The sequence below is a fragment of the Methylobacterium sp. WL103 genome (genome assembly GCF_008039885.1).
In the GTDB taxonomy this organism is placed as follows: domain Bacteria; phylum Pseudomonadota; class Alphaproteobacteria; order Rhizobiales; family Beijerinckiaceae; genus Methylobacterium; species Methylobacterium cerastii.
In genome coordinates, this window is the sequence record NZ_VRUX01000224.1 from 1 (window position 1) to 6,572 (window position 6,572).

Consider the following 6,572-nt stretch of genomic DNA (forward strand, 5'->3'; position numbering starts at 1 on the left):
CCGCAGCGCCAGCGGCCGTCCGTCCGGGTCGGTGAAGGCCGGGTCGGCGAGCCAGCGGGCGATGATCCGGCTCGTCCGCGAGACCACCGCCGGCACTGCGCTCACCGGAGCCCCGGCGCCGCGCAGACGTCGCACCTCCTTGCGGTGGATGCCGGTGAGCAGCGAGACGCGGCTGTCTGTCTGCTCCTTGCCCTGAAGCGCGAAGTCGTACTCGGCGACGTTGACGTAGAGTTCCCGCAGTAGGTTCGTCAGCGCCGGGAAGGTGATGCCGCGCGCCACGAACAGCCGCACCAGCGGCCGCAGCAGGCGCGCCACCGGCGCGTGCAGGCTGGTTCCCTCGCCGGTGTCGTTGATGGTCTCGGACATCAGATCAGCATGACCACGGGATGTGTGGGACACAATCCCACAGAGTACGCGAACGCACGTCGGCACAGCCATTTCGCGTTGACGTGGGAATTTTACACACATAGGTTTGCAGCGTGGTCAAATTTCCCACACCATCAGGACCGGCGAAGACGATGCGCGACACCAGGCATGCCTTCGTCGGCCGGCATATGGCGCCCCTGAACGCGGCCCGGCGCTCCGAGCGCGGGACCGCGACCGGGCCGGACCTCTCGCGGCACGGCCGGCTCGCCGCCTGCCTTGTCGCCCTGGCCCTGCCCACCTTCGCGATCGTCGCCGCGGAGACGGCCCACCGCGTCGCGCCCTCGGGGGCGACGCAGGCCGCAGCCTCAGGATCCCCTTCCCGACGAGCTGCGGCGTTCGACGGCGTCTCCCGGGCCGGCAGCCCGGTCTGGGAGACGCTTCTCACCCTCCATCGGGATACCATCCGATGATTCCCGCCATCGCAAGGTCGCAAGCCATGCCGACCAACCACCGATCCTCCTGCGGCGGGGCTCCCATCCTCGACCTCGCCCTCTGCATGATCCTCGCCGTCCTCGTCGTCGGCCTGCTGATGCTGGCGCTCTGAGCGCGGGCCCTTCCTGGACGCTCGACGGAGCCGCACATCCTCTCACTTCTCCGCGCTCGCCACGCGCGAAGCGGGCGTTGGCGACCTTGTCGACTGAACCGTGCGCGACCTGTTACGACGCCAATCGCGCCAGCGAAGCCGGCTTCGGGCTGGTGCGCGCCGGCTCGGTCGACTGGTTCCGATCCTCGGTCTTCGCCCGCCCGTCATGGGGCACCGCGCGAGAACGGGCGCCAAGGCCGCACCTGTGTCCCGTTTGCATCGATCCAGCCGTCGCATCCGCATTCTCGCGTTACGCACAGCGTTAACCTTTCGTTAAGGGGGTGATTGCCGTCGGGGCCTCGGCGTGAGAGCTTTCGTTAACGAGAGCTTAACGGGTTGGGCCACGGCGATGCGGTTCGCGATTTCGACGGTTCGGGCGGTGTCGGCGCCCCGTCTGCGCAAGGCCCTCGCCGGCCTCGCCGTGACGGCCGGACTGGCCTTCGCCGTCGCCCCGGCCGTGGCGCAGACCCTGGCCTCGCTGCCCGCCCCCACCATCGCGGCCGCGCCGGTCGGCGTCGCCAAGCCGATCCTCGCCTGGGTGACGTTCTGCCAGACCTACCCGGCCGAGTGTGCGGTCAACGCCGCCGAGCCCGCCCGCATCGCGATGACCCCCGCGATCTGGAACACGATCCAGACGGTCAACCGCCGCGTCAACGCCACGGTGACGCCGGTGACCGACATGGATCACCTCGGGGTGCCGGACCGTTGGGACCTCGCCGAGGACGGCTCGGGCGATTGCGAGGACTTCCAGCTGCTCAAGCGCAGCCTGCTCGCCCGCGCCGGCCTGCCGCGCCGCGCCATGCGGATGACCGTGGTCATCGACGAGAAGGGCGAGGGCCACGCGGTGCTCACCCTGATCACCGATCGCGGCGACCTCGTGCTCGACAACAAAACCAGCCAGATCCTGCCCTGGCACCGCACCGGCTACACCTTCATCAAGCGCGAGAGCCAGGACGCCGTCGCCTGGGTGTCGCTCGGCGGCGTCACCTCGCCTGTCACCACCGCCAACCGCTGAGGATCAGGCGGCCGGGGAGGATCGGGCGGCTCAGGCGGCCTGGAGCGCCGGCTCGGCCTCGGCCTCGGACGCCGCGACCTCTTCGGTCATCTCCGCATCCGCCGGCACGGGGCGTTGCGCCGGGCGCTTGAGGGCGTCCCGACGAATGCGGCCGAGCTGCATCTCGATCCGGCCGATGAAGGCGGTGATGTGGGGGGCGACGCCGCGCAGGCTGGCGAGGTCGCGCAGCAGGATGTCGACCGCGAGCGCGCGGTCCGCATCGGTCGGGGAGGCGGCGAGGAACATCTCCACTGCGTGCTGGGCGATGTCGATCGCCCCCGGGGCGCCGTTCTCCGCGAGAGCCCGGATCATGAGATGGATGGGGGGTTGCGACACGGTTGCGATGATCCCTGGCGGCCGCTTGGCCGGCGTCTTGCTGGGACCTGCGAAGCCGATCCCGTGGCGCCGGCGTGCCGTCACGCCGGTGTCACAGTCTCAAGCTGCGAATCACGCCGGAATCAAGGGGCGATCGACCACGCAGGTCTCGCATTCCCGAAGCGCATGAACTTTTTTCGCGCATCGCCCGCGGCCTCGGTGGAACCATCCGAGAGCCGATTGGTTAATTCGCCTTCATTTTTTGATTGAGCCGCCGGCACGCCCGTGCCAGCTTGGTCGCTTCGGCAGGGCGGAGCATCGAGCATGCGGTACGCGGTTGTCCAGGCGGCGGGTGCCCTCGGCGGCATCCGATGGCGCTTTGCCCTGCGAAGCACCGGGCGCGCGGCCGCCCTGGGCTTTGCCGGAACGATCCTGATGATCGGCGGGGCCTCGACCCAGCCCCGGACGCTCGCCAGCCTGCCCGATGCGGCCACGCCCGTGGAGACCGGGGCGGCAGCGCGCCCGGTGGCGGCCTGGACCGCGTTCTGCCAGCGCATGCCCACCGAGTGCGACGTGGACACGCGCGAGCCGACCACGATCCGGTTCGACGCCGACCTGTGGCGGACGCTGACCGGCGTCAACCGCCGGGTCAACGCCCGGATCAGGCCGGTCACCGACCAGGCCCATTGGGGCGTCGTCGATCGATGGGACTTCCCCGACGACGGGTTCGGTGATTGCGAGGACTACCAGCTGCTCAAGCGTCGGATGCTGATCGAGCGCGGGTTGCCCCGGCGTGCGCTGCGGATGACCGTGGTCATCGACGACATCGGCGAGGGCCACGCGGTGCTGATGGTGCGCACCGATCGCGGCGACTTCATCCTCGACAACAAGACCAACACGATCCTGTCGTGGCGCGACACCGGATACGCCTACATTAAGCGCGAGGGGCAGGACGGGCGCGCCTGGGTCACGCTCAACGGCGGCGCCTCGCCGGTGGCGACGGCCAACCGCTGACGGCGCCGGTTCAGGCGCCGACGACGAAGGCCGCAAGGCCCAGCGCGACGCGGCCCGAGAGCAGGCCCCAGCCGCAGGCGATGACGGTCGCCATCATCACGAAGGGCATCGGGCGCCCCTCGATCCGGCGTCCGCGCAGGGTGTTGCGCAGGATGATGAAGGGCGCGCCGAAGGCCAGCATCGGCAGCGCGGCGACGGCGGTGACGCCGCCGTGCCCGAGCAGGCTGAAGCTGGCGCGACGCGTGGTGCACATCTCGAACGCGCTGGCGAGGAGCCCCGAGAGGGCCAAGCCCACGCAGAGCGTCCGGATCGCGTCGAGGGAAGCGAGGGTGATGACCATGACGCACGCTCCGACCGAGGATGCGCGCAGTCTAACGCTGATGTTTACGAAACGTTAAGCACCTGTGCGGGTTAGCGTTAACCCGTGCACAGGCCGAACGCGCCTCAGGCGTCGTCCTCGAGATCGATGTCGAGGATCGCCATCCGGAACACGAAGGAATCGTCGCCGTCCTCCTTGTCGTCGGAGATCACGCCGATCGACTCGTCGCCGATGAAGACCTCGGCGGAATCGCCGTTCTTCATCGCCACGATGCGGATGCTGGCGTTGGCGAATTTGCGGCGCAGGTAGTCCTGCAGCTTCGCGACTTCGGGCTTGGTCACGCTGTCGAGCCTTTCGGGTTCTTCATGCAGGGCGTTCCGGGTGCGTGCCCTGGTCGGGAGCCCGCCCGGCGGCCGGGCCACCGCTTGCCACGCCCTCGGCGGAGGAGCAAGCGCGGCCGGACCCGCGCGTCAGATGCCCTCGGCCATGTGGATGAACTGGTCCATGCTGACGAGCTGGTCCATGGCCCGGGCCGGCTCGGCGCAGCCGGCGGTGCCGACCACGCGGGCCGGCACGCCGACCACCGTGGTGTTGGCCGGCACCGGGCGCAGGACCACCGAGCCGGCGGCGACCCGGGCGCATTCCCCGACCTCGATGTTGCCGAGGATCTTGGCGCCGGCACCGATCATCACGCCGCGGCGGATCTTCGGATGGCGGTCGGCCCCCTGCTTTCCGGTGCCGCCGAGCGTCACCGCGTGCAGGATGGAGACGTCGTCCTCGATCACGGCGGTGGAGCCGACCACGAGGCCGGTGGCGTGGTCGAGGAACACCCCCCGTCCGATCCGCGCCGCCGGGTGGATGTCGCACTGGAAGACCTCCGACGACCGGCTCTGCAGGTAGAGCGCGAGGTCGCGCCGGCCCTGGTTCCAGACATGGTGCGCCAGGCGGTGCGCCTGGATGGCGTGGAAGCCCTTGAAGTACAGCACAGGCTCGATCGCGCGGCTGGTCGCAGGGTCGCGGTCCATCACGGCGACGATGTCGGCGCGGAACGCCTCGCCGATGCGCGGGTCCGCCTGGATCGCCTCGTGGAAGGCATGCGCGACCAGCTCCGAGGGAAGCGCCGCGTGTCCGAGCCGGGCGGCGACCCGGTGCGAGACGGCACCCTCCAGGCTGGTGTGGTTCAGGATCGTGGCGACGATGAAGGAGGCGAGTTGCGGCTCGTCGCGGATCACCGCCTCGGACTCGGCGCGCAGGCGCGACCAGACCGGGTCGACGGTGCCGGCGAGCCCGTCGGCGACGGGGCGCCCGAGGGCGTGGCTGCCAGTCATGGTTATGCTCCTCGGGTGGCGCGGCGACGGAGGGCGGCTTGCCCCGTGCCGGGGCGCCCGGACCGGGTCGCGCCGGGTCCACGGATGATCACGGGTCGGTTCGCGAACCGGCGAAGGCGGGTTCCCGTTCGACGTGAGCGGAAAGCTTGGGGTGGCCGCCGGCCTCGATCAAGGGCCGCGTCAGGACGGCGGGCGCGACATCGCACCCCTCAGGCGGTCACCGCCTGCCCCTGGAAGCGCGCTTCGATCGTCCGGGTCAGGCGGTCGACCATCACGTCCACGGGCACGTCGGAGGTGTCGACGGTCGCCGAGGCGCGGGCATAGAGCGGCTCGCGGCTGGCGAGCACCGCCCGCAGCTCGAGCATCGCCGAGGCGTGGTCGCCGGTCATGGCGAGATGTCCCTGGTCGCGGACTCGCTGCATGTGTTCCTCGGGCCGCGCCTTGAGCCAGACCGTGAAGAAGGCCTGCAGCAGGAGGTCGTAGGTCAGCGGCTCGGCGACGATGCCGCCGCTGGTCGCGAGGACCAACGGCCCGGGATGCTCGGTCAGGCGCCGCAATGCCGCCTGCTCCAGGCGGCGGTAGCCTTCCTGGCCGTAGATCGCGAAGATCTCCTGGACCGAGAGCGCGTTCTCGCGCTCGATCTCGGCGTTGAGCTCGATGAACGGCCAGCCGAGGCGTTCGGCGGTCATCCGCCCGAGGGTGGACTTGCCCGCGCCGCGCAGGCCCACCACCGCCACGCGTGGACGCGGCATGCTTCCGTCGCGCGGGCCGCCCGAAAGCGCGTCCTTCGCGGCCGCGATCTGGGCCGGCGAGGCGTGGCCGAGGAGGTCGCGCAAAACCGGCCAGTCGGGGATCGCGTCGTTGCCGGTGATCAGGTCGTCGAGGCGCACGCCCATCGCGTCGGCGACGCGCCGCAGCAGGATGATCGAGACGTTGCCCTGCCCGCCCTCCAGCTGGGCGATGTAGCGCTCCGACAGGCCCGAGGTCTGAGACAGAAGCTTGCGCGACAGGCCGCGGACCGTGCGCGCATGCCGGACCCGGCGACCGAGGTCGGACAGGAAGAGTGATTCTTGTTCCACCGCGCCGGTCATGGCGTCGTCCGCTTTCCGATTGATCCCAAGCGCGTCGGTCTCACGCGCGAGATCGGCCTCTCGGCCATCCCGACGCAAGTGATGCGCCGCGAACCTCACACAAGGACGACCATGACGCGGTCACGCCCGATCTCTCGCGAGACGTCCGGCGCACCCCTGCCCTCGGTGCATGATGATTCGTCAAAGGAACTCGAGCGGTTGCGATGCTGCGGCGCACACGGCGCCGACCGCATCGGTCCCCTCGTCCGACGCCCCGTATGTGTTGCGCTGCGGTCCCGCGGTCAACCCAGCCAGCAAATCGTTGGCTGGACAACCTCTGCGGTTTTCCCGCGCTGGTACAAACCTACTGGTCGGTGGCGAGTGCGGTGGCTTCGAGGACGGGCTCCTCGGCGGGCGCCCTGCGAGGCGCGGCGGGCCGGGCGAACGCAGCGAGTCGCTGTGC

General features: G+C 70.3%; 9 protein-coding genes. 3 read left to right on the top strand and 6 right to left on the bottom strand.

Annotated features, from left to right (window positions below):
• The coding region (locus tag FV222_RS14380; protein ID WP_246685467.1) for a DUF6502 family protein at window positions 1–366 on the bottom strand (366 nt) is incomplete at its 3' end.
• 152 nt (window positions 367–518) lie between these two features.
• Between FV222_RS14380 and FV222_RS14385 the strand changes: the two genes are divergently transcribed.
• Window positions 519–836, top strand: coding sequence for a hypothetical protein (locus tag FV222_RS14385; RefSeq protein ID WP_147814794.1), 318 nt, complete (start codon window positions 519–521; stop codon window positions 834–836).
• A 522-nt stretch (window positions 837–1,358) separates the two neighbouring features.
• The gene (locus FV222_RS14390) at window positions 1,359–2,024 is read left to right on the top strand and encodes a transglutaminase-like cysteine peptidase (protein ID WP_147814796.1); all 666 of its coding nucleotides are present in this window, start codon (window positions 1,359–1,361) and stop codon (window positions 2,022–2,024) included.
• Between the two features lie 30 nt (window positions 2,025–2,054).
• On the opposite strand, the gene FV222_RS31195 is transcribed toward FV222_RS14390, so the two are convergent.
• Window positions 2,055–2,375 carry a hypothetical protein gene (locus FV222_RS31195; protein ID WP_246685468.1) on the bottom strand — a complete coding sequence of 107 codons (321 nt, stop codon included), beginning with the start codon at window positions 2,373–2,375 and terminating at the stop codon, window positions 2,055–2,057.
• 438 nt (window positions 2,376–2,813) lie between these two features.
• Between FV222_RS31195 and FV222_RS14400 the strand changes: the two genes are divergently transcribed.
• Complete coding sequence (locus FV222_RS14400; RefSeq protein ID WP_246685469.1) at window positions 2,814–3,392, top strand: transglutaminase-like cysteine peptidase; 579 nt, start codon at window positions 2,814–2,816, stop codon at window positions 3,390–3,392.
• A gap of 10 nt (window positions 3,393–3,402) precedes the next feature.
• Here FV222_RS14400 and FV222_RS14405 read toward each other — a convergent pair whose 3' ends face one another.
• From FV222_RS14405 to FV222_RS14420, 4 genes are all read right to left on the bottom strand, one after another.
• Window positions 3,403–3,732 (bottom strand): hypothetical protein, encoded by a 330-nt coding sequence (locus FV222_RS14405; RefSeq protein ID WP_147814800.1) that lies wholly within the window; start codon window positions 3,730–3,732, stop codon window positions 3,403–3,405.
• 104 nt (window positions 3,733–3,836) lie between these two features.
• Complete coding sequence (locus FV222_RS14410) at window positions 3,837–4,052, bottom strand: DUF3126 family protein (RefSeq protein ID WP_147762439.1); 216 nt, start codon at window positions 4,050–4,052, stop codon at window positions 3,837–3,839.
• 129 nt (window positions 4,053–4,181) lie between these two features.
• Window positions 4,182–5,039, bottom strand: coding sequence for a serine O-acetyltransferase (gene cysE / locus FV222_RS14415; protein ID WP_147754134.1), 858 nt, complete (start codon window positions 5,037–5,039; stop codon window positions 4,182–4,184).
• Between the two features lie 209 nt (window positions 5,040–5,248).
• Window positions 5,249–6,154, bottom strand: coding sequence for a helix-turn-helix transcriptional regulator (locus FV222_RS14420; protein ID WP_281406027.1), 906 nt, complete (start codon window positions 6,152–6,154; stop codon window positions 5,249–5,251).
• Between the last annotated feature and the right edge of the window lie 418 nt (window positions 6,155–6,572).

Coding starts and splice junctions, on each gene's coding strand:
- FV222_RS14385 (WP_147814794.1), top strand. CDS start 519: ATGCGCGACACCAGGCATGCCTTCGTCGGCCGGCATATGGCGCCCCTG.
- FV222_RS14390 (WP_147814796.1), top strand. CDS start 1,359: ATGCGGTTCGCGATTTCGACGGTTCGGGCGGTGTCGGCGCCCCGTCTG.
- FV222_RS31195 (WP_246685468.1), bottom strand. CDS start 2,375: ATGATCCGGGCTCTCGCGGAGAACGGCGCCCCGGGGGCGATCGACATC.
- FV222_RS14400 (WP_246685469.1), top strand. CDS start 2,814: ATGATCGGCGGGGCCTCGACCCAGCCCCGGACGCTCGCCAGCCTGCCC.
- FV222_RS14405 (WP_147814800.1), bottom strand. CDS start 3,732: ATGGTCATCACCCTCGCTTCCCTCGACGCGATCCGGACGCTCTGCGTG.
- cysE (WP_147754134.1), bottom strand. CDS start 5,039: ATGACTGGCAGCCACGCCCTCGGGCGCCCCGTCGCCGACGGGCTCGCC.